Consider the following 26700-nt stretch of genomic DNA (forward strand, 5'->3'; position numbering starts at 1 on the left):
ATATACCAACTTAATAATGCATTATATTTGGATGAAGTGTAGCGGTGGTTTTGTGTCGCTTAAATAAAATATGTGTAATTGAAAGAGTAATTTTGATATTCCAAATGTGTTGTAAGACATTTGGAGTCGTTTAGACAGTTTAATCTATTTTAATACTTAATTAGTGCATGGTATTTAATTCTTTAGAGTTTTTTATTTTCCTTTTTATAGTCTTTGTGCTTTATTGGTTCCTCTTTAAAAAGAGTGTAAAAATTCAAAACATCTTTTTACTTGTAGTTAGTTATGTGTTTTATGGCTGGTGGGATTGGAGATTTCTTTCATTAATAATATTAAGCACTACTGTAGATTATTTTGTCGGGATCATGATAGATTCCAGTACCAACAAATCGAAACGAAAACAATGGCTTTGGCTAAGTGTTTTGTTTAATGTTGGGCTTTTAGGTTTTTTTAAATACTACAACTTTTTTGTAGACTCTTGGGTAGACATGTTTTCTGTGTTTGGGTACGAGATGAAAAGTACTTGGACATTACGGGTTATTCTTCCGGTAGGTATTTCTTTTTATACTTTCCAAACCATGTCTTATTCTTTCGATATATACTATGAGAAACTTAAACCTACGAGAGATTATTTGTCGTTTGCAGCCTTTGTGAGTTTCTTTCCGCAACTGGTAGCTGGACCTATAGAAAGGGCGTCTAATTTGCTCTCTCAAATAACTAACAAACGAGAGTTTAGTTACAATCAAACAGTAAGTGGTCTCAAGTTGATATTATGGGGACTCTTTAAAAAAGTAGTTGTTGCAGATGCTCTGGCTCCAATCGTAGATGATATTTTTGCAAATTATTCAACCTATCCAGCATCGGTACTTATTCTGGGGGTTACCATGTTTAGTTTTCAGGTTTATGGTGATTTTAGTGGCTATTCCGATATAGCTATTGGTACAGCTAAATTGTTTGGTATAGAGTTAAAATCTAATTTTAAATTCCCGAACTTTTCCAGAAACGTTGCAGAATATTGGCAGCGTTGGCACGTTTCGCTTTCTACATGGTTTAGGCATTATGTGTATATTCCGTTAGGAGGGTCTAGGGTAACCAAGCTTAAATCTGTAAGGAATATTATTATTATCTTTTTGGTTAGCGGGTTTTGGCACGGGGCAAATTGGACATTTATTTTCTGGGGAGCATTTCATGCTTTGGCTTATATTCCCGTTTTTTTAATGGGGAGAAATACCATTTATAAAAATAGTGTTGTAGGGGAGCGTACCATGTTTCCTTCTTTGGTTGAAATAGGGCAGGTGCTGCTTACATTTTCTATAATTACTTTTTCTAGAATATTTTTTAGATCGGAATCTATTACAGATGCATTTGCATTTATAAAAAGAATATGTTCTAACTTTACATATGAGGCATATATCCATCCGATGGGCTATAGAATGATAGATTATTATGTGCTCATAATTTTATTCGTTTTGTATGAATATCGCATTAGAAAAGATGAGCGCTCACCTTTCAAGTTTAAATCTAAATTAGTTAGGTTTATTGCTTATGCCATAGTTGTTTTAGGTATGCTTTTATTTTACGATAGTAATATCGATAGGTCCTTTATTTACTTTCAATTTTAATAGAGATGAGAAAATTGTTTTTTAAGAGTTGTTTGTATGTTGTTTTGATTTTGATAGCATTGGAAGTTATCGTGCGTGTGCTTCATTTGGCAAAGGACAATCCTTCTCGTTTTGTTGATAAGCATAAAGTTGAAAAATGGGTGCCAAACCAAGAAGGGTATTCTGTAACGGGTAACCGACGCCAAAACTTTTCTAAATTTTATATAAATAACTCTGGATATAATTCGTACAGGGAGTTTGTGCCTTCTAAAGAAAAAATAGAGATAGCTCTGGTGGGCGATTCTTTTATTGAAGGATTTCATCAGCACTACTATAATTCCATTGGTAAAAAAATTGAAAACAAGATAGAAGGCGTAGAGGTTTACGAATATGGATACGCGGGTTACGATTTTGCAGACCAACTACATTTAATTCATGCGTATAAAGATCAGTTCGATTTGATAGACCATGTGGTATTGGGCTTAAAATTTGAAAACGATTTAACCCGTCCTGAGTATCATGTTGTTGAGGAAAGGATGAACCTTGAATCGCCTATGATTAAAAACCTACGGAAGATAAAGCTGTTGGTTTATGCTCAAAATATAGGGATACTGGATCCGGTATGGAAATTGGCAGGGAAATTAGCTTCAATTGGCAGGAAAAAAACGCCGAAACTAAAGAAGGGGCCAACACAAGCAGAAATAGAAGCCGAACATTTAAAATGCATTAAAAATTTTGAGAGCCTGGTTGCTATTTATGGATACGATAAGGATCGGTTTGTACTGCTTCTAGACTCCAGCACCACACCTCGGGTCTTTTTAGATTATTTGCGCACAAACAACTTTAATTATCTGGATTTTTATACTAGGCTAAAAAACTCTAAAGCGCCTACTACACTTATATACGACAGGCATTGGAACAATCATGGAAGGGATTTAATTAGCCAAATAATATCAGAACATATTGTAGGGCAAATGCACAACAAATAGGCATTATATATGATTTTTAGGTAGATTGTCTTAAAAATTATTTTTAAATAATGAATTGTAGTTTCTTAGCTCAAAATTAAAATAGCACCATGTATTTTTTTATAATTTTACCCAACTTAAACAAAAATTATTAACCATAATGAACATATTAATAACATCGGCAGGAAGAAGAGTATCCCTCGTACAAGCTTTTCAAAAAGAACTGAAAGAATTAGTGCCGGAAGGAATGGTTATGACAACGGATTTCAATACAAATCTATCAGCTGCATGCCAGGTTTCAGATAAGGCGTTTCAACTTCCTTTAGTCGACGATAAAAACTATTTGAATAACCTCTTGGAGATCTGTATAAATAATAATGTAAAGATTGTAATACCAACTATAGATACGGAGTTGCTGGTTTTGGCAAAGAGTATCAATACTTTTTTAAAGCATGGTATTACACCTATTATATCGTCTGAAGAGTTTATAAATGTTTGTAGAGATAAACGCGAAATGAGTACTTTTTTTAAAGAAAGAGGTATTAACGTTGCTAAAGAATACTCTAAATACGATTATAAATTGCCATTGTTTATTAAGCCTTATAATGGTAGTAGAAGTGTCGACACTTTTGTAATACGTAATCATGAAGAGTTAACAGAGTATCATTTTATCAATAAAGATTTAATGTTCTTGGAGTATCTGGATCATGATGTATACGATGAGTACACTTGCGATTTGTATTATGATAAAAACCATAACCTTAAATCGGTTACGCCTAGAAAAAGAATAGAGGTTAGGGATGGCGAAGTAAATAAAGGTATTACAAAGCGAAATGCTTTGGTAGATTATATAAAGGAACATTTAAGCCATGTAGAAGGAGCAGTAGGGTGTTTAACAGCACAATTCTTTAAGCATTCAAATGAAGATGAGTTTTACGGTATTGAGATTAACGCAAGGTTTGGCGGTGGATTTCCACTAACGTATTTGGCAGGTGCAAATTTTCCGAAGTGGCTTATACAAGAGTATTTTTTAGGCGAAGAGATTGATTTTTATGGCGATTGGAAAGAAGATTTATTAATGTTGCGATACGACAATGAGATTTTAGTTCATGACTATAAAGAGTAATAGTTTAATAATAGTTTTTGATTTAGATGACACGCTTTATAAAGAGATTGATTTTTTAAAATCTGCTTATAAAGAAATTGCCACTTTTTTGTCTACTAAAATAGACAAGTCTGAAGCGTCGATTTTATCTGAAATGATGGGCTATTATGTTGATAAAAAAAATGCTTTCAAGGAAGTTTTAGATAGGAATAATATAGAAGAGATAACTGTAAATAGTTTACTGCAAATGTACAGAAATCATGTCCCAAATATTTTCTTAAAAGAAGAAGTGAAAGACTTGCTTCCCTTTTTAAAGAAAGAAGCTTATAAGATGGGTTTAATTACCGATGGCAGGAGTGTACAACAGCGAAGTAAATTAAAGGCTCTAGGGCTTTTGGAATATTTTGATGATATTATTATTTCTGAAGAGTTCGGCTCGGAAAAACCTAACGAAAACAATTTCAAATACTTTACCGAAAAGTATGGAGAAGCTTATAGCTACTTGTATATAGGGGATAACACAAAAAAAGATTTTGTAGCTCCCAATAAATTGAATTGGCAAAGCATTTGTTTGCTAGACGACGGAAACAATATTCATAAACAGTCTTTTGAACTGGGAAAAGAAAAATGGCCTACTTACAGGATTAAGGATTTAATAGAGATTAAGGAAATTATTAAGAATTAAGAATTAATATGGAATTAGTTATAAATAAAATACTAAATGAAGAGGATTTTGAATTGTATTTAAAGACGGTTGAGTCTTTCGATATAATTAATCCGTTTTATAAGTTACTAGCCTCAAATATTGAAGAACTACTTAATGATAAATTAAGGTATTTTACTTTAAAAAATGATGATGGTGAGGTTTTGGTATTGATGCCTTTTATATTAAGAAAAGTTCCGTATTTAGAAGATGGTCAGGTGTATTACGATGTTATTTCTCCTTATGGTTACAGTGGCCCTTTGTTTAATCAAGACATGTCCAGAGGGCATCTTATAACCTTTTGGAAACTTGTTGACGAGTGGTATAAAGCAAACAATATTATATCTGAATTTGTTAGGTTTAGCCTTAACCATAATTTTCAGTTTTATTCTGGAGTATTAATTCCAACGCTATCAAATGTAAGAGGGGCGATATTGGATGAAGAAACACAGTGGTCGAATTTAAAACAAAAGGTTAGAACGAATTATAGAAAAGGGGCATCGAATGAGTTAAGGGCAGATATTGTAGATGGTGTAAAACCTGAAGATGTTGAAAGGTTTTATAGAATTTATATCAGTACCATGAAACGCGTAAATGCAGATACTGATTACTTTTATTCGTTAGACTATTTTAAAAATATAGCCCGTTTAAGTAAGGGGAAAATTTTAATCACATTTATATACAAAGACGATACGCCTATTTCCACAGAACTAATATTAATTTCAGGAAATACGCTTTATTCGTATTTGGGTGGTACGTTAATGGATTTCTTCAACCTAAGACCAAATGATTTCTTGAAAGTAGAAGTTATGAAATGGGCGCGAAAACGAAACTTCAAGTATTATAACCTTGGAGGGGGTAGAGTGGATTTTGATAGCTTATATAGTTATAAGAAGTCGTTTTTCCCAAATGATGAAGATGTTATTTTTTATACAGGTAGAAAGATTATCGATAAAGAGGTTTACGACAAGCTTGATAAAATTATGAATGCTGAAGTTTACCTCGAAAAAGAAGAGGTAATGGAAGAGGAGAACGATAGCAAAATAAGTTTCTTTCCAGCTTATAGAAGAAATGCGTTTAATAGGTAGCAGTAATAAGAAACGTGGAATAAAAATAAAGGCGGGTTTTAAACCCGCCTTTATTCGTTTTATGTGAAATTTAAATTTGTGATTGTGTTCAGGAAAATGCTAAAAGCGCACAGTAAATAGTTTAGCGTTAATTGCTTGTGGCTGTTGTTTAAGGTGATAACTTGAACTTAATATTTGTTTTTTTGCCTTTCATGCAATAGGTGTCTTCAAGTCCTTTTACTAAATACACATTTACATCGCTAATAGCTTCTGGAGCGTTGAATATAAGGTCGTAAACGATTTTCTTTAAAAAAGCATATTCATCTGTATTGTAATCTATAAGTTGTAAATCGTTTTCGGGTATTTCGTTATCGTCTTTAATGACTTGAAAATTTTTGGTATTCGTGTTTTTGTTTCCTTTTAATAAAAAGATCAATTTATGAAATCGCGTATGTAGATCTTTTTCTCGAAGTGTTTGTTTTAAAGAGAAATAACCGGCTAAAGAACTGGCAATTAATTTTGCAATAACAGAGGACGAATCGTATAATATATGATAATCGAAATTGTAAATTTTGTTGCCCCATCGTTTTTTATAGTCAAAATCTCCTTTTGAGAAATCAAATATTCGAATGTTGTTTTCTATACACCATTCCAGATGTTTCATAATATCGATAAACCCTATGTTGAATTTGGTATAGTCGATATCGAAAACTGTTAGTGCTCCAAAATCAATATCGTCGGCTATATAATTAATCGATACAGCAATAGGGGTGTTGTTGTCGAAAATAACAAATAAAGAGGCTTTTTTAGATAGAATCATGGGGTAGCAAACCTCCCTTAGGTAGCTCCATTTTTTTTCAGCTAAATAATGATTGTTGATTCGTTTTTCGGTATACCGTTTTTTTAACAATTTGTTGAAGTAGTCGAAAGCAACATCGTATTGTTCTTTGGTCATGTTATCGCCATAGTACATTTTATAGTCTATGTTAAAGGATTCTTCGAGTCTCCTTTTGTACATTCTGAATTTACGTCTGCTTTTGGCTGTGAAATTATCGGCTAGATAATCATCTAAATTTGTATAATTGTCCAGATTGGCTAAATAGCCTTTGTATTGTTTTACGGATTTTAATTTTAATGATCCTGTTTCTGGATTGGATTGGTTTATGTATTCTGGTATATCGTAAATGAAGAAAACTTTATTCTTATAATCAGATTCGTTCATCTGCAGTTTATAAGATAACCCGTTGGTTAAATTTTTCCCCATATTCGTGTACATAGGTAGGTATTTGTTTTTAACGAACGATAGGTCTTTTATAAATTTAAACCGTATCTCTGGTTTGGATTTGTTAAAATGCTTCGACCAAACCGAGGTGAATTCTTTGGATATGAATGGATTATTCTTCATTTTTGATTGTTAGAGTGTTCATTCATTTATTTTTTACTAGTATTTAATCATTCATAAATACTAGTCGTACTATATTCTATGTCCTCACATCTTTCAGCTTTAAAGTTTTCAATTTCAATATTTTTGAACGTTTTACTTTGTTAAAGTTATTAATATTAATCTCACTAATAACAGATATGTCACCATATCTTGCTGGTTATTGTTTTGGAGGAATAAGTTTAATGCTTTTGATTTTGTTCTTGCTTTTATTCTTTTTTCCTTTTAAATTAAATAGAACGCGATGAAAAACTTCGTGAATGTTTTTATCTCTTAAATATTGCTTTAATTTGAAATATATAGACAGAAATGATGCGATAGAACTTGATATTACAGAATTGGAATCATATAGGATATGATAGTCAAAACTATAGGCTTTATTGCTCCATCTTTTTTTATATTCGAAATCTCCTTTTGAAAAATCGAAGGTTTGAAAATTATTTTCAATACACCATTCTAGGTGTTTCATAATATCAATAAATCCTAGGTTGAATTTTGAATAGTCTGTATTAAAAACTGTTAATGCACCAAAAACAATATTGCTAGCCATATAATTAACAGATATGTTAATAGGAGTGTCTTCGTCAAAAATCACAAATAAAGAGGCTTTTTTAGACAAAATCATGGGGTAGCAGAGCTCTTTTAAATAGTTCCATTTTTTTTTGGTTAAAAAATGATTGTTAATTTGTTTTTCGGTATACCTTTTTTTAAATAGTCTATTAAAATTATCAAATATAAAATCGTATTGCTCTTTGGTAATGTTGTTACCATAATACATTTTATAGTTTATGTTAAAGCCTTCTTCTAATTTTTTAATATACTTTTTAAAGGCTTTTCTGCTTCTCGAGCTAAAGTTGTCGGCAATGTAATTCTGTAAATCTGAGTAATTCTCAAGATTAGCTAAATACCCTTTGTATTGCTTTACAGATTTTAATTTTAAAGAACCTGTTTCCAGGTTAGATTGGTTTATATATTCAGGTATATCGTAAATGAAGAAAACTTTGTTTTTATAGTCGTTTTCATTTTCATTAAGCCTGTATGACAATCCGTTGGTTAAATTTTTGCCTGTATTTACATAAAGGGGTAAATACTTGTTTTTGACAAACGATATGCCTTCGGCAAATTTAAAGCTTATAGGCAGTTTAGAATGATTAAAATGTTTAGACCAAATTGAAGTAAACTCCTTTGATGTAAATGGGTTGGTTTTCATTTGCGTATTTTGATTGATGTTCGGATGATTAAATATTGTTTAACCACTTATTAATAGTTTCTATAATATATTCCATGTCTTCGGTAGTATACCTGAAATCTATATGTAGGTTTAAAAAATATCGCCATTCGTAATCTATTTTGTTATCTGGCCATAATGATGATGGGTAAACGCCATTTGAAACTAAAAAGGATTTTAATGAATTGAATTCTTTTTCATCCTTAAATAGTAAAAGAAGACCAAAAGCTGTATGGTCGGGTCTTTTAACTACTTTAAAATATGGCGTATCTTGAATTTCTGAATATAAAACATCCAGATTGTTATTTTTTAATTGTTTTGTGTCTAGGTTGATAAATGATCTTATAAAATCTTCATGATCATCTAGGAGTTCGGCAAAATCTGAATTGATATTAAGAGCTTCCTCAACGTCGTAAAATAGGGGTAAGTAAGTTGATGTTTCTATGGTTTCGTCGCCATCTACATACTTGGACTTGAGTTTCATGGCTTGTACCATTAAATCCCATGCTTCATAAAGATCATTATTGTTTTTTTTAGAATGAATTATATCATTTGTGCTTGAATTTGGCTGCCAATACATACCGCCTAAGGGAATGGGTAGTGATTTTCTCAATGATACAAAACAATAATCTGCTTCACTGTTCAAACAAGCTTTGCTTAGCCAGCCATGCGAATGATCTTCTATAACTAGAGGAGCACCTGTTGCTGTGCTTTTTTTAGGCATTGTACTTAAGCCCCAATAGTTATTAATTAATACAACATCATTGCTGTCTGCGAAATTTGAAATATTAATCTCTGCTGGAAACTCAAATGGGTTTACGTCGTATGTGTGAATAACGGGGTGGAACTTTTTTATCCAGTGTAACGTATGCTGGCAATAATAATTTGGAAACCAAATTTTTGAAACCTGTTTCGAGCTTGTAACTTCGTTTAAAATATGCAAAAGCGCATGTCTGCCCGTGTAGCATATTTTGTAATTAAAATTTAAGTCGATTGTGGAATCTTTTAGTAATTCCTGATCATTTTCAAAATGAAAATAAGAACCAATACCTTCTTTTCGCATTTTAACCAAATTATTCATTATCACCTCCGCTGAAGGTTGTCATGTTTAAACTTTCAGAATTGTTAACGCCTTCTTTTATAATTACTTTCTTTATTGTTAAAAGTAAGATTTTTATGTCTAACATGAAAGATAAGTTATCTACATACCAAACATCGTATTCAAATTTCTTAACCCAAAGAATGGTGTTTCTGCCATTTACCTGAGCCCAACCGGTAATTCCGGGTTTAACTTCGTGGCGTCTTTTTTGGGTTTCGTTATACAAGGGCAGGTATTCTACAAGAAGTGGTCTTGGGCCAATTAAGCTCATATCTCCCTTAAGTACGTTTATTAATTGCAATAATTCATCCAGCGAATACTTTCTAATAAATGCACCTACTTTTGTAACGCGTTGATCGAAAGGTAAAAATTCGCCATTCTCATCTTTTTTGTCGTTCATTGTTTTGAACTTAATGAGATTGAATACTTTATCGTTTTTACCAGGACGTGGATGAATAAAAAATGGTGTACCCTTATTGGCAAAGAATAAAAAGATGATCGTAAAAATAATTATGGGCGATAATAGGATAAGTCCTATTAAAGCAGCAAAAAAATCAATTAAACGTTTAAGTATATGCTTGTACATTTTTTTAATTGGTGTTTGATGTTTCGGTTTCAATGGCTTTAAGTAAATCCCCAACATTGTCCATGTTCATTAAGTCCATGAGTTTAAACTTTATTCCGAACATGTTTTCAATTTCTGTAATGATTAGCATGTGGGTTACAGATTCCCAGCCATCTACATCGTGAGCGGTGGTTTCATCTTTAAGCTCAAAATTATTGTGTTCTAATATTTTTGTAAAAGCTTCGTTTACTTTGCTTAAAATGTCTTCTCTAGTCATTTTTTTTCTATTATTTTTTTTAATTGTTTTCTGTCTAGTTTGCCATTGCTATTATGTGGAAGTCCCGGTAAAAAAAATGTTTTTGTTGGAACCATATAGTTTGGCAGGTTGTTTTGTAAGTGTTCAAATAGATTGGTTGTATCTGTTTTTTCGCCTTCAATAACCAAAGCTATTTCATTATTTCCGTTTTCAATATCAATATCAACAACGCTTATGTTGTTGTTTATAACGTTTCTTATGTGGTATTCAATTTCGCCAAGCTCCACTCTAAAACCTCTAATCTTTACCTGAAAATCTTTTCTTTCCACATACATAAGGTCACCGTCTTCATTCAGATAGCAAACATCTCCGGTTTTATAAAATCGTTTAACCGAACCGTTACTGGTCGTGTGGTTAAAAAATAATTTATCGTTTAGTTTGTCGTTTTTCCAATATCCAGTTGTAAGCTGATCTCCAGACAGGCATAATTCCCCTTGAACTCCGGACGCTACTGTTTCTCCAGATTCGTTTATAATGATGTACTCAATACCATTTAAGGGTTTGCCTATGGGTAATACTCCGTTATGAGATTTATTGGAGCCGTTAATGTTGTAATTGTAATAGGTGCTACAAACAGTACATTCTGTAGGTCCGTAATGGTTGTAAAGTTTACTGTTAGGAATGCACTTAAGCCATTCTTTAACAATATCGTCGTTTAGTTTGCCGCCTCCAAAAACACAATATCGTACGCTTTCTGCGTTTATTTCGGAGAAATACGGACGCAGATAGTTTATTATCGCAGGCACCATTTTAATAACTGTTAGTTCGTACTTATTTAAAAGTTTAAAAACCTGTAAGTACTTCATGGAGTTGCCAGGTATAGTATAACTGCAGGCTCCTGATAAAAAAGCGGGCATAAATGCTGTAAGCGAGGCATCGAAAGTGAGGTCGTACATCTGCAAACATTTATCTGAATGATGCAATTTGTATTCGTCGTCTTTGTCTAAGGCGCTTAAAAGAGCGTTTAAGTTTTTAAAACTTATCGGAATTCCTTTTGGATCACCAGTGCTACCACTTGTAAATAGAATGTATGCGATATTGTTTTCTGAAAAATCAGGGCTTTTCAAATCGTTAATATCTATGCCGGAATCGCTATTTGTGGTACAGAAAACTTCAAAAGAATCGCTAAAATCGGACGCTTTTGATGAGTCTAGTACGGTATTGATATCTGTTTGATCAAATATTTTTAAATTTCTGTCTAATGGCGCAGTGGGGTTAATGGGGATGTGGCCCTTGTTCTCAAACCATAGCGCGAAAATAGAGGCGTAGGTTTCTAAATCGTCATTTGCTACTAAGCCAAATAGCTTTTCTTCTGGGTTTATGTTTTTTTGTATATAGAGTCTAATTCTGTTAATAGCATCAGACAAATCTTGATAGGTATAAAAGGTATCATTAATACACAGAGCATGCTTTGAACTATGGGTTTTAAATGATTCTTTAAGTCTATTAATAAAATTCATTAGTTTATAGTTTATGCAAAATGACCATCTTGTTCACTAATTTTCACATTAGTAAAGTTGTAATTAATACTGCTATGGGCTAAAGAAACTTGTTCTTTCTTATTGGCATAGATACATAAAAACTTATGGTGAATTTGTTTCCCTAAGTTTTCGTTATCGGTAAGTATGTATGTGCATTTAGATTTTATGAAACGCTTCATTAAAATGTCCAGGCAATGGCTGTAATAGTCTTCGTCTGGTAAAAAATAACGTAATACATATTCGTCTCCTCTTATAAGGGCAGAAAAGAAGCCTACTATTTTGTTATTGCTAAAAACTAAGATGTTCTCGTTAAAAATTTTGTACGACACACTACTTACCAAACATTTATAAGGTGTTTCTTTTGATCCGTTTGTGTCGATATATTGCTTGTTGTCTATTTGCCAATTAATATATGCTTTCGATTTTGGTATTAAATCACCTTCGCATTTTTTCTCTATAAATTCCCAAACGGTATCGTCTACTGTGTCGATGTTTTTATATGTTGTTTTTCTGTTGCTTATTGAAATCTTCAACTTGTTTATTGTCGAGATGAAGAAGCGTGAAAGATAGGTGACTACTTTTAATAATGGAGTTAAAGGTTTAAGTGATTTTACTTTAGTTACGATTAGATTGTGATCTAAACTAAAAACAAAAATATACTTGTCTCGTTTCCCGAATTCTATAAACGATTGTTTTTTGTAATACTCTAATGTTTCTTCTCCAACATATTTAACAAGAACCTGTTCTTTTACAGATTCTATAGAGAGTCGCTTCGAATATGTTGATAATACTGAGTTTTCGTATTTTTCGTGAATCCACCATCTGTTGCTCCAGTACACTTTTTGTTGCCCTTGATCTGTAGCTAGGTAATCGGGTACCAGGTATATAAAAGATATCAATTCGTCTTCCTCATAACCCAAAATAGCACAAATATCTTCGCTTTGTATGCGTTCGTTTTCAAGTAGCCATTTTGCCTTGTTTTTAGAAAAGGGGACAACTTTGGTGTTTTCGCCCCAGTATAGGTTTTGACTCAAAGCATCCTCTAACATTTCTTTGGTTAATGGCGTAATATTTATGTTTTGCATAGCGTACTTGACTAGCTTAAAAAGTCACTAAAAAGTGACCGTTGTTTTTATCTAAATTATTGGCTCAAATATATTAAAGTAATTTTTTCTTAACAGATTTAATCTATCTACGACTAGCTTTAGCGATTAACAGCTTCGGTAAGCGCATTTTTCACAAATAACGATAAAACAAGTTATACGTTAAGAGTGATTTTTTGGTACTGAGCGGCGCTTTTTACAATAAATAGATTTTCGCTATTGTTTTTGTAAATTTTTATGTCGTTGCTATGTGTAATTGTTGTGTACAAAAAACTATAAACATGCTTCTTTAACAAAAAGGAGTCATTATTTAGGAGAGATAGTTCTTTGAAGCCTTTCAGATCTAAACCATCAATAGGTCTAATCTCTGAAGCTACAATATTACTGCTGTTTTTTCTTTTTGGTGTTAGGTAATTGTTTATTAAGGGTAAAATTTCGTTTATCTTTTTAGATTTAAGGTATTCTTTAAGTTTAAGTTTGGTGCCGGAAATTCGTGCTTTGTAACTAGTTAGGAGGGAAGCGCCATTGTAAGTAAGGTGGTAATTGTACCTGTAGATATTGTTGCTCCACCGGCGTTTGTAATCCATTCCACCAACACCCATTTCGAAAAGTTTGTAGCCGTTGTTGGCGCACCATTCAATTTGTTTGTAGATTTCTACATGACCTAATCCGAACTTTGAGTAATCGATTTTGAATGATGATATGTAGCTAAATAGCACCTTGTCATAATGGTAGTTTAAAGAAATTTCTATGGGTTCGTCTTCATTGTAAATAACGAATAGCGACGCTTCTTTATTTAAGATTTTTTCATAGGTGTCTTCAGCTAGTGTTTGCCATTCGTATAGGTTTTTATGTGTTTCGTTTCGTTCCTCAAACCTGGCAATGATCATATCGTACAGCGATTGCATGATAAAGTCGTAATCTGCGGGCGGCATCTCGCCGTAAAACATATTGTATTTTATATTGAAACACAGTTCTAGTCGCTTAACATATCGTGTTAGGATGTTTCTTTTTTTTGAATTGAACTGGCGTTGCATGTAGCCTTCGATAGAATCGGAATCGTTGAGCAGTATGGAGTAGCCCCAGTTGTATTGAGGGATTATTTTGCTTTTAAAAGAAGTGTCTCTTAGGTTGAGTTTGAAATACTCTGGTACTAGCCTGAATGTAAATATGTTGTTTTTTGCGCATTCAGAGTTTGTTTTGTTCTTAATGCTTGTTCCAAAATATTCAATGCTCTCGTACAAATGATTGATCTCTGGCGTTCTAAATAAAACAGGAAAGATTGGTATTTTGTTTTTTTTACTCATTGAATTCTTAGCCTAAGGATTAGTTTTCTATGGTTATTTTTTGTGTCTTTTTTAAACCTTTAAAATAAAACGTTTTTTTGTTATTTGAATCATTATAAACTACCACATTGTCTGCTAGTTCCTGGCTTTTATGTAAAAAATAGTTTAAGGGTTTTATTAAAAAATAATAATCGTCTTTACTCAAGTTTATTGTATTTAAGCTTGTAAGCTTCGGAATTTCGGAAATGGTATTCTCAATATTAAATTTGATGTTTATAGGTGTTTTGTTTTTAGTCTTTGCCAACCTGTATTTATATTTAGCGTATTTTCCATACCACAGGTGTAGCTTGGTTTTTTTAAGAAATTGAATGAGCTTGAAGCGTAGCTTTAATTTTAGTATTTTAATATGGGCTACAATGGAGGCGGTTAGAGATTTCGAATTATAGATTACGTGTTCATTGTACATGTATTCTTCGTTAATATATTTTCTTTTATGAAGAAAATCGCCTCGACCCATATCGAAAATTTTATACCCGTTTTGAAAAGCCCATTCTAAATGGTTTACCATGTTTATATGCCCCAGATTGAACATTTGGTAGTTTATGTCGTAACAGCTATTCCAGTGAAATACAGTGTCTTCATCTATGAAATTTAAAGTGATACTTATGGGTTTATTTTTGTGGTATATGGCAAAAATACAGGCTTCCTTTTTTAGTATTAACGGATACATCATTTGATGATATAGCTCTAAAAAAGGTAATTCGAAATTTAATTCTTCCTTTTGAGCAAAACGTTGTTCAGTCATTTCAAATAAGTTATCAAAAAGCGAATCGTATTCTTTTTTTGCAATGTCTCCGTGAAATATTTTGTATTCGGGAGCAATACATAAATCCAGTCGTTTTCTATATCTTTTTAATTGTGATTTTCTTGGCCTGCCTAATTTGTTGTTTAGATAATCCTCTAAATCCTCAAAAAGTTCTAAGTTTATTAAATACCCAGCATAAAGCGGAGTCGATAATTGTTTTAAATGTTTCGTAGTGTTCTTAAAATCAATAGAAAAATAGTTGGGGACGTCACTAATACTATATGTTTTATGTTCTACATCAAGATTGGAATCTGTTTTGTGTACAACATTGTTTGTGAACGAATTGGTTATTTTTTTCCAAAAAGGAGGGAAGGCCTTGTTTTTAAAAAACAGGTCTAATAAAAAACTAACATGGGCGTGCTTTTTACTCATTCTGTTCTATGGTTACAAGTTGACTTTTATTATTGGATTTTATTAAATACTGGTTTTGAGAATTGTTGATTTTAAGCACTTTCGTATTGTTGACAGATGCTTTGGAGGTAAATAAAAAATCGTATAGGGTTTTCCTTAAAAAAGCATAGTCGTTATTTTTATGGATGTTTATTTGTGATGTGCTTTCTATTTTGCTTTCATCTGGATTGTCAACAATAACAATAGGTTTAGCATGTGCTGTTTTAATTTTTCCTCTATTAATCTTTTTAAATTGTAAATGTAGTTTCGAGCCTTTAATTACAGTGTAGCTTTTGTATTTAATGCGTTCCTTTAAATGTATTAATTTCCCAATGAAAAATGAATTTATTGAGTTTGAATTATAAACGACGTGATTGTAATAATAATGCGACTTTGTAGCCCATTTTGTTTTGTAATAATCGTAGCCTTTCAATAGGTCGTAAACTTCAAAAGCATTATTAAAACACCATTCAATATTTTTTAACATATCGATACTTCCTAAGTGGAATTTCGAATAATCGATATCGTAACCACTAATAATGTAAAACCCTAGCTTTTCCTTAAACATATTAATTCTTATGCTAATAGGTTTTTTCCCGTCGTAAATAACAAATAGGCTGGCTTTTTTACTTATTATTAAATCATACACGATATCGTGAAATTCTTCCAAATGCTGCAGTTCGTAATTGACTTCTTGTTTTTCGTTGAACCGTTTTATTAACAGGTCTTTTAAAACAACAAAAAGACGATCGTATTCTTGTTTGTCAATCTCGCCGTGGTAACAAGCGTAGTTTATGTTAAAACAGGTTTCCAGTCTGTTTTGGTAACGCCTTAGGTTTGATCTGCTTTTGGTGCTAAAGTTTAACTTTAAGTACTCTGAAAAGCTTTTAAATGACTTGATTTCAACCAAATGCCCTTTAAGTGTCTTTGTTTGGGCTAACTTTAGTTTGTTTTTAGGTTGTGTATTTATGTTTAGATAGTCGGGAAAATCTTTAATTAAAAATACGTGTTCGGGAGTATTCGAACTGGTGTTAATGGTGTAGTTAAAACCCATACTATCTGTAACTTTACTGTATATGGAGGGGAGGCTATTTTCTGCTAAAAATGCTTTTAAAAATGTTATATTTTTAATGATAGCCATAGGTTTATTGAAAGGTGATTTTAGATATGGTATTTTTCCCTTTTACAAGATAAGTATCTGTTTCATTTTGAAATTTAAAAATTTCTATAGTGTTTATAGATTCTTGATTGCTGTATAAAAGGTTGTATACGGGCCTTTTTAAGTAGCTGAAGGTGTCGTTGTTTAAATCGACGTTTGTCAGTTTGGTTTCAGGATTTAACGTTTCAAGCTTTTCAATAGTTGTTTTAGAATCATCAGTAATCTTGCTCAATTCCCTATTCCGGTATTTATACTTTAAAAAATTGTGATACAATGTATTAAAGTTCATTTTCTTTAAAACTTTAACCAATGCGTAAAAGGCACGGGTTCTGGTAACGATTATGTTAGCAGAAAGTCTGGTTATTATTGATTTTGAATTGTATAATACGTGTTTTTGAAAATCGTATTGAGTATCGATAAGTTTGGTTTTGTAGGGGTAATTTCCCTTTAGGAGATCGAAAATCTCTATATCATTTTCGAAGCACCAATCAAGTTGCTTTATAAAATCTGTAAACCCGATATAAAACTTTGAGTAATCGATATCGTAGGTTCTTATATAACCATAAATTGTTTTGTTTCTTACCAAATTCAAACAAATGCTAATAGGTTTCTTGTTATTGTAGATAACAAAAAGTGCAGCTTCTTTACTATTTATTAGGGGGTAAGCTATTTCGTGATAAATACTCCAACGAGACAGATCGTAATTCTGTATTTTTTTTTCTAAAAACCGATTTTTGATCATCTTATGAAATTCATCAAAAAGATATTCGTATTCGCTTCTCGAAATCTCGCCAAAAAAGCTTTTGTACTCTATGTTAAAGCACGTTTCCAGTCTGCGTTTGTATGTTCTAAATTTCGATCGTCGCCCTGCGCTAAACTTACTCTTTAAATAAGCGTTTGTATCGCTGTAATTTTTAAGCAGAATTAATGATCCTTTGTATGTGTTTATAGTTTTTAGCTTCCATTTGGTGCTCGTAACCGTTGCTTTTAAATAGCTGGGAAAGTCATAAATACAATACAGGAAATTATCGTCTTTAGGTTCTGGTGTTGTGCTTTTGTGTATGTACTCCTTAGAAATACTATTTAAAATTTTGCTATAAACAGGCAGGAGCACTTTTCTTTCTAAAAAAGTACTTAAAACATCCAGACTATTTGGCAATATTCTTTTTAACATACAGCTATTGTTTTACAACCTTGCTTTTATAAGTGTAAATAAGTTTATCGAACATAAATAGTTTTCCAATTATGTTTTTATTTCTTAAAAATTGCAGGAGTTTAAGCTCTAGGGCTATAACTCTTGCGCTTAACCTGGATATGATTGATCGTTTATTGTAAAAAATATGATAGAAGAAATGATAGGTATGGTTACTCCATTTTTCTTTATAATACGTTTTGCCCATCGATAGGTCGAATATGCTAATGTGGTTGTTTATTAGCCATTCTATATGGTGCACCATGCTAATATCTCCCATGTTGTATTTTGAATAATTCATATCGTAGGTTTGAATATGGCTAAAAACGATATCGTTTAAATGAAAATTCAATGTAATGGCGATAGGGTTGGAGTTATCATAGATTACATGTAATGAGGCATTCCTATCTTGTATTTTTTGAAAAGTAGATGCTTGCAAGTCATTCCAGTTAGGGAGGTACCTATTGTACATTTTCTTCTTTTTAAATCGTGCATTGAGTAATTTGTAGAAATCCTCAAAAATCCTATCATATTCCTGCTTATCTATGCTTCCGAAAAATACCTGTGATGAAATATTGTGGTTTTCGTGAAGCCTATTAGTTTTTGAATTTAAATTCTTTCTGTTTCGTTTGTTAAGCGTACTATTTATAAAGTCTGTAGCATTTGTATATCCAGATAGATTTAACAGATATCCATTGTATTGCAGTACTTCTTTAAATTTAGTGTTTGCATCTTTTGGGGTAAAGGTAAAATAGTTAGGAATGTCCTTGGTGATATAGATGGATTTAAAATCACTATCTATAAGGTTTTTGGTGGTATAGTTTCTTTGGGTTAATGCATTCGAAACTTTACCATTATACAACGAGCTTATTGTTTTGTTTAAAAACAAATCAAAAATTAAATGACTGTTCTTATTAAAAAAAAGCTTGTGAATCATCTAAAATGGTTAGTCTTAATTTATGGTTTAATTTACTGAAATAATTTGTTATTCAGCGTACCGTTTTGAGTTTAGAAAAAATTTGAACTGATGGATATAATCCGTAAGATGCTTTTTTCTAACAAATAGTTTAAAGGCAAATAGGTTTTTATAGAATAAGGCTAGTGCCTTGGCTTTTATCGACTTTTTATCATAAAAAATGTGGTATTCGAACCAATAAGGTTTATTAGCCCATCGTTGCTTGTATTCATAATAACCTTTAGAGAAATCTAAAGCTTTGTAATTGTTTTCTATACACCATTCTAATTGCTTCATAATGCTAACAGTGCCAAGTCTAAGCTTTTTATAATCGATATCGAAAACCCTAATAACGTCCAGTACGGTATCCTTAGAAAAATTAAGCAGGGTAATAGCGATAGGCTTATCTTTATCGTATACTACAAAAAGCCCAGCTTGTTTATTTAAAATCAAGGGTAAGGTTACTTCCTTATAAAAGTCCCATTCCTCAGGATCTAAATTGTTGTTTACAATTTTTTTATCAGAAAAGCGCTTTTTAAGCAGCTTGTTAAAATGATTAAAGATGTTTTCGTATGTCTCTGGGGTTATGTCGTCTAAATACATTTTATAATGTATGTCGTGCGACGTTTCCAGCTTGCGTTTGTAACTGTTAAACTTGTAACGGCTTTTTTTGCTAATAACATCGAGCATGTATTCTTTAAGTGTATTGTACTTTTTTAAGTCGCAAATAAACCCAGGATACTGCTTCACTTTATAACAGCTTATAGCGTTGGTGCTTGTGTTGTTTTTTCCATTAAACTCTGGTACATCGTAAATTATAAAAACATTGTTCTTATAGTCGCTGGAAATGTTGTTAGACAGTCTGTATGAAATTCCTTTTGTATTAGTGGTGCCCGTACTAAGAAATACAGGTAGCTTTTTATGTTTTATAAAAGTAAGGGTATTAACAAAACTAAAAGTCAATGGCTTTTTGTTATCGTTAAAGTGTTTTAACCATATAGACTTAAAAGTTTTTAATAAATAAGGATTTTCATTATTCATTTAGTCCGTTATTTTTCTGTTAAATTAGTTTTAATATCCCTACTTAACAACTTAGAGAACTCCTTAGCGCTTTTTGAAAGCATATGGGAGCCATCGTAAGTTTTGTAATTATCACCTAAGGTTGAATAATTTAAAAATTTTACACCATACTTTTTAGAAATACTATCGATTTGTTTGTCGAAGTCTTTCCATAAACTATTTTCCAAGGCTATAATATCGGTATCTGCCGGTAAGCGAACAATAAAAACATTGCCAGCGGTTTTTAAATATTGAATGGTGTTTATAAAATGGTTTAAACGGTAATTGGAGAGCTGTTCTTTTTTTATTTTCCTTTTGTAATATCTAATGGTTAACGATTTCCAGTGTTTAATATCGCTTTCTTTCATTTTCTGGAACTTACCATTTTCGGTTACTTCGTTCCATCCGTTCTGGTGTGGGATATAATGCTCCCATTTATTTAAATCGTGCAGCGTGTTATATAAAGGTTGCGAATAGGTGTTAATGATATAGCTGTAGTTTGGTAGAGACGTTAAATTGTCTACTTTACCAATAATACCCTCTTTATCCATGTTGTAAACATTGGTGTCGTCCATACCAAGTGGGGCAGAGAAACTTCCCGGGGAAATGGAAACAATAAATAAACCTTTCTTGGCATTTGGTTTTATTTTTTTCTTAATGCCTTCTAGGTATATTTCGCCGTAAGATGACTGTACTGTGTTCATGGCAAAATTAACCATAGGCTTTTCGAAATTATCAGAGCTTAATTCATTTTCAATGACTTCTGGTGAAATCCCTTCGCTAGCACGCGATAAACCAAGAATAAGACCGCCAGCTTCTTGCGAAAACTTATTGTAATATGGGTCTACATAACCTTCCGAAAGCTTGTTTACAAAATAGGCATAAGTTACTGCTAGTATTATGCTGAAAATGATTGTCTTAAAAATAAAGCTTTTCATGATCGTTAAAATTGAAAATAAATAAATGTGTTCTGACGGTTAATAGCGAATAGAACTATCGTTAAAACATAACACATATATATACTCCACCTTATGGGTGTTGATTTACTTATAACCAATTCGTAAATTTTATCGTTTCCTTTAAAATAATGAATGGTTTGTACGGCTATCATTAAGGCAAAGCATAAAAATAGCTCGAAATAATTGTTTAAAATATTAACATGTAAGCCGGTAATATTAAACATGTTCTTGAAATACAGTATGGCATCTGCTACAGATGGTGACCTAAAAAAGATTAAAGGGATGCTAAGGAGTACTACTATAGCGCACCACCCCAGTATGTTAATTGCAATTTGAGGGAGTTTAAGGGCTTTAAAAATGCGTTTTCTAATACCGTTGGTACTAAACTCTATAATAAGCAGTATGGCATTAATTATTCCCCAAATAACAAAGGTCCAATTAGCTCCATGCCATAATCCTACAACAAAGAACAGGATAAGTACATTTCTAATAATTTTTAGTTTGGATCCTCTCGATCCGCCTAATGGTATGAAAATATAATCTTTAAGCCAGTCCATTAATGATATGTGCCAGCGTTTCCAAAAATCTGATATGGATGTTGAAAAGTAAGGTCTGTTAAAATTTTGCACCAAATCAATCCCCATTACTTTAGCAGCACCTATTGCGATAGCCGTGTAGGCTGAAAAATCATAATATATTTGATACGCAAAGAAAAAGGAGCCAATAAACAAAGGGAGCCCATGATTGAATTCTGGGTCTTCGAAAGCAGCATCAACATAAACACCTAATCTGTCTGCTACCACAACTTTTAAAAAAAAGCCCCATGCTATTAATACGAGTCCTTTTTTAATATTATCCAAATTAACCGTAGCCAAGGTTTTTAATTGGGGAATAAGTCTTGATGCTCTTTCTATAGGCCCAGCAACCAACTGAGGGAAGAAAGATACATACAAGGCAAAATACCCAAAGTGTTTTTCTGGTTTAATATGTCCTCGATAAACATCTATGCTGTAACCAAGTGTTTGAAATGTGTAAAAGCTTATGCCCACAGGTATTAAAATCTGATTGAAACTGTAAGCACCCGTATTCTGTGTTTCGGAAATAGCTATTCCGAAAAAAGCCAATACATCTTGAATTGACGATGTAAAAAAGGATAGGTACTTAAAAGAAAATAGTATGCCAATGTTTACAAGTATGCTTATACATAAGTATAGCTTTTTCATCGATTGCCTTGCGTGAGCCATTTTAAGGGCGCAAAAATAATCTACGGTAGTAGAAATAAATAAAAGAATGGCTAGTTCTGGTTGGTGAACCATATAAAAATAATAACTGCCAAGTAAAAGCCACAACCATCTGTGTTTATGGTTAAGTAGGTAATATCCAATAATCATTATTGGAAAGAAAACAAGGAATTCAAACGAATTGAACAGCATTTATACTTATTATTTGGTGAGGGGGTTTGGGGCAAACATAAATGAAATTTGTATAAATCGTTTAAAAATAAGCTGAAATGAAGATAAAATGGATTAATGTATTTTGAAGGATTTTTCTTTATTTTAGTTAGTCTGGTTAATTTGCATATTGTCGAATATTAACCCAAAAAGATTAATATGTTAATAAACGGTAAAATTGTGAGTTTTTTCTTTAAAACTAGTGCTGTAATTAATTGAATGTTAGTAAGTTGTTATACTTAAAGTTATTAAAACTTATTAACAATTTTTAGATTATATAACATAACATTCTACTTTTGGCGTTTGAATTTAATAGTGGAGTAATCCAATATCGTTTTTTGGACGTATATATGGATTAATTAATAGCAACTAAGCGCACTTAATCGTTAAAATCTGTATTTAATCGACTACAAAAAAAATAAAAATTGCATTTGGTCGAAAAAACAAATCACTTAAACGATGGTTCGCAAAAATTATTTAGTATTGAACAAATTATTAACTCCCCAAATTATGATAACCATGAAAAGGATTTTAAAAACTATGCTGCTCGTTTTAATAATATTGATGTCAACTGTATCATGTAATAAAGACGAATTATTTGTAGAAGAAAAAGAAATAGTTAAAGAAGAAACTCCCGGCGGAAACAATGAAGAACCCGAGGAAGAGGAAGAACCAGGGAAACCTGATGCGACGTTACCATGTGACTTTACTTTAGATAATGTTGAGCCCAACTCAACTATAGTTATAAACTGTATTTTAGACTTAGAAGGAAAAACGGTTGACCTTCCAGCTAATGTTACCATAGATTATGAAGGTGGTGATATTATTAATGGTACCATTAACTTTTCTGAGGGTAATACTATAGATGGAAACTTGTTGAATTCCACTTTAATAATTGGAGGAACCAAGCCACAGGTTAAAGACCCGACTTTTAATTTTGACCCAAAAAGATGGGGAATTGTTGAAGGAAAGGTTTCTGATGATGTTGCCTGGGAAAACAGAAATATTTTGAGTGAAATATTTATTAAGGTTAAAGAGCTTGGGGTTAATACCTTTAGGATAGATGAAATGGATGCCTACTTTAAAGTGAGTAAGGATGATAATTTCCCTCCAAAAAGCAGAATGGCAGATATTTTCATTCCATCTGACTTTAATTTAATCATGACTGATAATACGCATTTGAGAGTACAGCCAAATAAGTATACAGATTATACTTTATTAGGTGTGTACGATGTATCTCATGTAACCATTAAAGGTGGGCATTTGCACGGTGATAGAGATGAGCATCAATATATAGATCATGGAGGAGAAACAGGTCATGGCGATAGCTCGTTAATCAATCTGGAAGCCGCTTACGATGTTGTTGTCGATGGGGTACATATGATAGATGCTACTGGTGATGGCATATTGGTTAAAGCCATAGGGTTTGCGTTTAACCCGGATTATAACCCTTCAAATAAAATTTTAATTAAAAACTGTATTATAGATAAGAGTAGACGTAATAATATTTCTATTGTAAATGCGCATGATGTTGTTGTTGAGCATTGTGAAATATTAAATGCTGGTGCTCCTACAGGTAAATCGGTTGGAACGTTACCAATGATGGGAATTGATATCGAAGCTTACAGAAGTACAGATGATAATGGAAACATTATTTATTATGAATTAGCTCAAAATATTACCATTAGAAATAATATTGAAAGAGGTAGTGTTACTACAGCTTTTACGGTATTTATTGGTGACGATGTTACTATTGAAGATAATGAAACCGAAAATGGTATAGGTTATGCTTACGCCACAGGTGTAAAAATAAAGAATAACAAAATTACCGGTGATGGTACAGATAAGTATATAAGTGCCATTGGAGCAGGAAAAGCGGATACTGAGACTACTTATGATTGTGAGATTTCTGGAAATACCATTGTAGGGTATAATACTGCTATTACATTATACTCTAAGGATACGAAAATCTTTGATAATGAGACAGAAGATTGTAGAAGAGGTATATTCGTAACTAATAGTAATAATATACGTAATGTAGATATTTACGGTAATACGTTTAAAAGTGATAGAAGTAATAGTGCTGGTTTTTATGCGCAACTTGCAGCTTTAAATGATATAAATATTTACGAAAACGAAATTGACGTTAATGGAAACGCAGTTCATTTCAGTAGTGTAAATCTTGAAGCAGGGACAGAAAACAATACGGTTACAGTAAATAACAATTTCTTTATGTCGTCTAATCCCGCTAAGGTTTCTAACTCAAACGGTATTATTCTAAGGGATAACAATTAGATTTAGAGGTTCTTTTATTATTCTTATCCATAGAATAGAAAAAAGCCCAAGATTATTTAATCTTGGGCTTTTTAATTTAAACCACGATTAGTTGGCGATTATTTTCTGTGCTAGTCATAATCACGAATTAGACTTTCAGTCTGCCTTATAGCGTTTATTAGATATGTAGATTAGACCTGTCAGGTCTGTCTGTATTATCGTATTGTTATCTTGTTACGTCTTGATGATTTAATAAAGGGAGTTAAAACTTATCTGAAATCTGACCTAGATCTAGAATTGACTGTTATTTATCTGTGCTAGTTATAATCATGAATAAGACTTTCAGTCTGTCTTATAATGTTTATTTTATGTATAGCTTAGACCTGTCAGGTTTTAAAAACCTGACAGGTCTGTATAATTATAGATTATCGGACTGTTGTTTTATTACGTCTTAATCGTTTTAAGCAGGACTAAACAGCAACTTTTTTGTATACTTCAATAGTACCTTTAGTCATGGCTTCAATGGAGAACCTTTTAAGCGCTTTTTCCTGTCCCTTTTTCGCAACTGCTGATCGTAAGTCCTCATCTTCAATAGTAGTACTTAGAAGTGCTAAGAGTTCTTCATAATCGTTGTTTTCGAATATAAAGCCATCTTCTCCGTGAATGATTTGATCGTAAGCACCTTCGGTATTGCTTCGTATAGCACAACATCTGCTCATCATAGCTTCAATAACCACTAAGGCGAACCCTTCTAATCGAGAAGGTAGAACGAAAATATCGAAAATATCATAAAATGGTTTTGGGTCTTGATAATCGAAACAAGACACCATATGACCTGTATTGCTTGTTTCAATTAAATTGTCTAACCACGGGCGTGTAGTATTATCTTTTGAAGACCCTAGGAAAATCACATGTATCTTTTCTTTTAAATGATCTTCTAAGTGTTCTACTGCCTTTAATAATAAATCGTGTCCTTTTCGTTTTTCAATGCTGCCAACAAAACCTATAAGGATTTTATCTTGAGGAATGTTATTGTCTTTTTTAAACTTTACTTTTTCATCATCAGACATTGAATTAGCAAATGATTTGGATACGCCATGGTTTACTATAGTTATATCTTCTTCTTTATATTCAAATAAGTCAATAGCATATTGTTTTGTTTCTTTGCTTATAGCTATTAGGTGTGTTGCGTTTTTGTATTTAAAGGATTTTACAAAATCGTTCACATGTAAGGTAGATACAAATTTCTTGCCTATTAACCATGGAATAAACGACATGTACGGAGATTCCGAATGTATTACATTGGGCTTTATTTTTAATATGTAATATAAAACTCTTAAAATAGATAGGAGGGAAGTTATGCCTCTTGATAGTGCTGAGCCTTTTGGGGTTTTAAACGTTCTTATATGTGTGCCTAACCTATGAAATTCATTGTAAATCTCGTCTAATCTGGGGTTGTTTTCTTCACTGGGGCCACCTGTTATTAAATAAACGTCGTGTTTTTCTTTTATCAATCCGTCAACCAAATCCAACGTATTGGTAGTCATACCGGTTTGATCTATTCTGCTAAGTAATATTACTATTTTCATTTATTTTACTCATTACCAGACTAAGAATCATATTTGTTTTTGAATTGTCTATCAATTCTTTGTCAAGTTTATTAATCTTTTTAAGGATTTCTTCAAAGAATAATTCATCATTACTAAAGTATTCACTATTATCAATTAAATAATACTTTTTCTTCTTTTTCTTTTTAGAAATAAAGTTTCTTTTGGTTTTAAATCTCGAATACGATTTTTTTAACACTTTACGCTTTTCCTTAGGGTTTAAATGTTTCCAGTTGGGTGGCCATCCTTCATCTCTTTCGGTTAACCTGGTGTAAAGTTCTGTTGTGTTACAATCTATAAATACATAGAGTTGCTTGTTATTCTTCCACTTTGTGTTTTTTATTTTTTTAAAGAAATTTTTGAGGTTTTCTATAGTGCATTCGTCCATACAGATAGAGGAAGCATGTAAAAAACCTTCATCTAAAATAAAGATACATTTGTTATTGTGTTCTTTTTCAATGCCATCTATAATTTTATAGTTTTGAAAAATATCAAGTAAATACAAGGAAAGATTGCTTTTTACTTTAAAAGAGTATTTTGAAAACAGGAATAGGTTTATAATGGACCGCAATAAATAAAAATCCATCACCTTAATATAACTGAATAAAATTTTAAATCTGGTTTTGTGCTTGCTATTGGTTGATAATTTTTCTCTTTTTATTTCATTTATATCTGCCCGGTTAAATAGTTTGACGCCTGTGCCTCGAATTGCTTCTTCTAGGTGTGCGTATAGTTTGTTAGAAAAGTAGGTTTTACCAGATCCGGGGGCAGCAATGAATTCAATTATCATGTCTGTGTGAAAAATGGTTAAACTCTAATTTATTTCTTT

Annotated in this window: 23 protein-coding genes; 6 read left to right on the forward strand and 17 right to left on the reverse strand. The window is 32.0% G+C overall.

Annotated elements, in window-relative coordinates; genetic code table 11:
* Nucleotides 1–167: 167 nt before the first annotated feature.
* From C1H87_RS00310 to C1H87_RS00330, 5 genes are all read left to right on the forward strand, one after another.
* Nucleotides 168–1619 carry an MBOAT family O-acyltransferase gene (locus C1H87_RS00310; protein WP_102753899.1) on the forward strand — a complete coding sequence of 484 codons (1452 nt, stop codon included), beginning with the start codon at nt 168–170 and terminating at the stop codon, nt 1617–1619.
* Nucleotides 1620–1624: 5 nt separating this feature from the next.
* Nucleotides 1625–2587 carry a hypothetical protein gene (locus tag C1H87_RS00315; RefSeq protein ID WP_102753900.1) on the forward strand — a complete coding sequence of 321 codons (963 nt, stop codon included), beginning with the start codon at nt 1625–1627 and terminating at the stop codon, nt 2585–2587.
* 139 nt (nt 2588–2726) lie between these two features.
* Entirely contained in the window at nt 2727–3692 is a 966-nt protein-coding gene (locus C1H87_RS00320; RefSeq protein ID WP_102753901.1) for an ATP-grasp domain-containing protein, read from the forward strand.
* Nucleotides 3676–4356, forward strand: a complete 681-nt coding sequence (locus C1H87_RS00325; RefSeq protein ID WP_102753902.1) for an HAD family hydrolase — start codon at nt 3676–3678, stop codon at nt 4354–4356. The genes C1H87_RS00320 and C1H87_RS00325 overlap by 17 nt, the downstream gene beginning before the upstream one ends.
* Before the next feature lie 8 nt (nt 4357–4364).
* Nucleotides 4365–5462 carry a GNAT family N-acetyltransferase gene (locus C1H87_RS00330; RefSeq protein WP_102753903.1) on the forward strand — a complete coding sequence of 366 codons (1098 nt, stop codon included), beginning with the start codon at nt 4365–4367 and terminating at the stop codon, nt 5460–5462.
* Nucleotides 5463–5610: 148 nt separating this feature from the next.
* Here the strand turns inward: C1H87_RS00330 and C1H87_RS00335 are convergent, their stop codons facing one another.
* From C1H87_RS00335 to C1H87_RS00405, 15 genes are all read right to left on the reverse strand, one after another.
* Nucleotides 5611–6846, reverse strand: a complete 1236-nt coding sequence (locus C1H87_RS00335; RefSeq protein ID WP_102753904.1) for a GNAT family N-acetyltransferase — start codon at nt 6844–6846, stop codon at nt 5611–5613.
* 196 nt (nt 6847–7042) lie between these two features.
* Nucleotides 7043–8092, reverse strand: a complete 1050-nt coding sequence (locus tag C1H87_RS00340; RefSeq protein ID WP_102753905.1) for a GNAT family N-acetyltransferase — start codon at nt 8090–8092, stop codon at nt 7043–7045.
* 28 nt (nt 8093–8120) lie between these two features.
* Nucleotides 8121–9191, reverse strand: a complete 1071-nt coding sequence (locus C1H87_RS00345; protein WP_102753906.1) for a hypothetical protein — start codon at nt 9189–9191, stop codon at nt 8121–8123.
* Nucleotides 9184–9795 (reverse strand): sugar transferase, encoded by a 612-nt coding sequence (locus C1H87_RS00350; RefSeq protein ID WP_102753907.1) that lies wholly within the window; start codon nt 9793–9795, stop codon nt 9184–9186. Before C1H87_RS00350 ends, C1H87_RS00345 begins: the two co-directional genes overlap by 8 nt.
* A gap of 4 nt (nt 9796–9799) precedes the next feature.
* The gene (locus C1H87_RS00355) at nt 9800–10051 is read right to left on the reverse strand and encodes an acyl carrier protein (RefSeq protein ID WP_102753908.1); all 252 of its coding nucleotides are present in this window, start codon (nt 10049–10051) and stop codon (nt 9800–9802) included.
* A complete protein-coding gene (locus tag C1H87_RS00360) occupies nt 10048–11550 on the reverse strand; it encodes an AMP-binding protein (protein ID WP_102753909.1) in 1503 nt (500 codons plus the stop codon). Before C1H87_RS00360 ends, C1H87_RS00355 begins: the two co-directional genes overlap by 4 nt.
* An 11-nt stretch (nt 11551–11561) precedes the next feature.
* Nucleotides 11562–12656, reverse strand: a complete 1095-nt coding sequence (locus tag C1H87_RS00365; protein ID WP_102753910.1) for a hypothetical protein — start codon at nt 12654–12656, stop codon at nt 11562–11564.
* Between the two features lie 173 nt (nt 12657–12829).
* Nucleotides 12830–13981, reverse strand: a complete 1152-nt coding sequence (locus C1H87_RS00370) for a GNAT family N-acetyltransferase (RefSeq protein ID WP_102753911.1) — start codon at nt 13979–13981, stop codon at nt 12830–12832.
* Between the two features lie 19 nt (nt 13982–14000).
* Nucleotides 14001–15197: a GNAT family N-acetyltransferase gene (locus C1H87_RS00375; RefSeq protein ID WP_102753912.1), complete on the reverse strand. Its 1197-nt coding sequence runs from the start codon at nt 15195–15197 to the stop codon at nt 14001–14003.
* On the reverse strand, nt 15190–16356 hold the full coding sequence (locus C1H87_RS00380) for a GNAT family N-acetyltransferase (RefSeq protein ID WP_102753913.1): 1167 nt from the start codon (nt 16354–16356) through the stop codon (nt 15190–15192). Before C1H87_RS00380 ends, C1H87_RS00375 begins: the two co-directional genes overlap by 8 nt.
* Before the next feature lie 4 nt (nt 16357–16360).
* A complete protein-coding gene (locus C1H87_RS00385; RefSeq protein WP_102753914.1) occupies nt 16361–17548 on the reverse strand; it encodes a GNAT family N-acetyltransferase in 1188 nt (395 codons plus the stop codon).
* A gap of 4 nt (nt 17549–17552) precedes the next feature.
* Nucleotides 17553–18503: a GNAT family N-acetyltransferase gene (locus C1H87_RS00390; protein ID WP_102753915.1), complete on the reverse strand. Its 951-nt coding sequence runs from the start codon at nt 18501–18503 to the stop codon at nt 17553–17555.
* A gap of 48 nt (nt 18504–18551) precedes the next feature.
* Nucleotides 18552–19562 carry a GNAT family N-acetyltransferase gene (locus C1H87_RS00395; protein WP_102753916.1) on the reverse strand — a complete coding sequence of 337 codons (1011 nt, stop codon included), beginning with the start codon at nt 19560–19562 and terminating at the stop codon, nt 18552–18554.
* Nucleotides 19563–19570: 8 nt separating this feature from the next.
* Nucleotides 19571–20518: a hypothetical protein gene (locus C1H87_RS00400; protein ID WP_102753917.1), complete on the reverse strand. Its 948-nt coding sequence runs from the start codon at nt 20516–20518 to the stop codon at nt 19571–19573.
* 5 nt (nt 20519–20523) lie between these two features.
* Complete coding sequence (locus C1H87_RS00405) at nt 20524–21930, reverse strand: MBOAT family O-acyltransferase (RefSeq protein ID WP_233783275.1); 1407 nt, start codon at nt 21928–21930, stop codon at nt 20524–20526.
* Nucleotides 21931–22509: 579 nt separating this feature from the next.
* On the opposite strand from C1H87_RS00405, the gene C1H87_RS00410 reads away from it, so the two are divergent.
* Nucleotides 22510–24285, forward strand: coding sequence for a right-handed parallel beta-helix repeat-containing protein (locus C1H87_RS00410; RefSeq protein ID WP_158655070.1), 1776 nt, complete (start codon nt 22510–22512; stop codon nt 24283–24285).
* 449 nt (nt 24286–24734) lie between these two features.
* Here the strand turns inward: C1H87_RS00410 and C1H87_RS00415 are convergent, their stop codons facing one another.
* Both C1H87_RS00415 and C1H87_RS00420 read right to left on the reverse strand, forming a co-directional pair.
* Entirely contained in the window at nt 24735–25853 is a 1119-nt protein-coding gene (locus C1H87_RS00415; RefSeq protein WP_102753920.1) for a glycosyltransferase family 4 protein, read from the reverse strand.
* A complete protein-coding gene (locus tag C1H87_RS00420; RefSeq protein ID WP_102753921.1) occupies nt 25831–26661 on the reverse strand; it encodes a hypothetical protein in 831 nt (276 codons plus the stop codon). Before C1H87_RS00420 ends, C1H87_RS00415 begins: the two co-directional genes overlap by 23 nt.
* Nucleotides 26662–26700: the final 39 nt, after the last annotated feature.

The organism is Flavivirga eckloniae (assembly GCF_002886045.1).
Classification (GTDB): Bacteria; Bacteroidota; Bacteroidia; order Flavobacteriales; family Flavobacteriaceae; genus Flavivirga; species Flavivirga eckloniae.